1 protein-coding gene is annotated in these 1,370 nt (G+C 30.4%); it reads right to left on the bottom strand.

From position 1 onward, the window contains the following. Window positions 1–328: 328 nt before the first annotated feature. Complete coding sequence (locus Q361_RS13555) at window positions 329–1,207, bottom strand: hypothetical protein (protein WP_103727252.1); 879 nt, start codon at window positions 1,205–1,207, stop codon at window positions 329–331. Window positions 1,208–1,370: the final 163 nt, after the last annotated feature.

Genomic DNA, 1,370 nt, shown 5'->3' with positions numbered 1-1,370 from the left:
TTTGTTTTCCGTTTTAAATCGTTAGACTTTACTAAATGTCCGCTAAACTTGAACCAAACTTTACTCGATTTCAGATAAAATTCAGCCGTTAGTTTCCTAAAAATCCAAAAAAGTGGACATTTCGTCAAGTCTTAAAATTCAAATGGTTGTTCAAACTAAAATGTTTGACTTCTGAATTTCGTCGGAAGTATGGCACACAACGTGTGGCGGCTTGCTGAAGTGGCGACTTCGTAACCGCTAATTTTCTACTAAGGTACAATTTCTTGCGAAAATTGAACGTGAATTTAAAGAAAAAATCGCCATTTTAGCAAACCGCTGTTAGCGGTAGTTACATGTGATGTTCAATATTACCAATGAAATAACTTATTACTTTTGATACATAATATTTCGTGATTTTTATATGTCCAGAGTCGTCAATTCTTCTAGAATAGTTGAGAATAACTTTGAGTTTAACATTATTTGTATGTTTTATTAAACCTTCAAATACCATTTTTTTAAAAGTTTCATCTTCCATTACGAAATTTATAATCTGACCATCAAGAAAGGCACGCCATCTAAAATTTCCTTTTTTCAATACAGATGAAATTAAGTCGATTGACACTTCTAAATTTTGAATGTCCGGAATCTCTTCGTCAAATAAAATGAATTGCTCGTAGTCGCCAAGCCTAAGTTGAATTTCTTCTTGATTTGTTCGATCATCTAGCGATTTATTAAATGCGATTTTTTTGATTTTTTTATTAAGAGTTACTTTTTTAAAAAAATTAGATCTTCTCCAGACTATCTTATAGTTTTTGATTAAGAATTTTATTATTTCTTGAAATTTACTTTCGTCAACTTCTTTAATGTATTCTATACCGAGCTTTCTTAATTCTTCCTTTTTTAACAAATTGTCCATTTCTAGATTTTCAATTTGTGCTTCATCTAATCTTTTATTTTTTAGTGGAAACGCGGTGACAATTAGCGTAAGAATACTTACTACTAAGGCAATTATATCTTTGTTGTCATTTGTGAATTTCCAAGTTTCTATAAATCCCCCTTCTTTTGGAGGTAATGTTTCAACTCTTATATTTAAGTCTAAATCATTTATTACTTCTTGAAAAAGTATTAATAGTTCTCGTTCACATTCATTTCTGAAAAGCGCATCTATTTCATGAGAATTATCATGAAAGTAATAATGCAATACAAGTTGATTGTAAATATTTGTCATTTCAAGGGTTAGGTTTTGACAAATATATAAAAAAGTATTTTATACGTGATTTTGAGGTAATTACCGCTAACGTTGGGCGGCTTGGAGCAGAAGCGAAGCCAGCGAACGAATTAATTTCTGTTAAAGATAAACATTTTCGTGAAAAACGGACTTCAATTTAAGA

Source organism: Flavobacterium croceum DSM 17960 (assembly GCF_002917885.1).
GTDB lineage: Bacteria > Bacteroidota > Bacteroidia > Flavobacteriales > Flavobacteriaceae > Flavobacterium > Flavobacterium croceum.
This window is presented reverse-complemented; position numbering and strand designations above follow the sequence as displayed.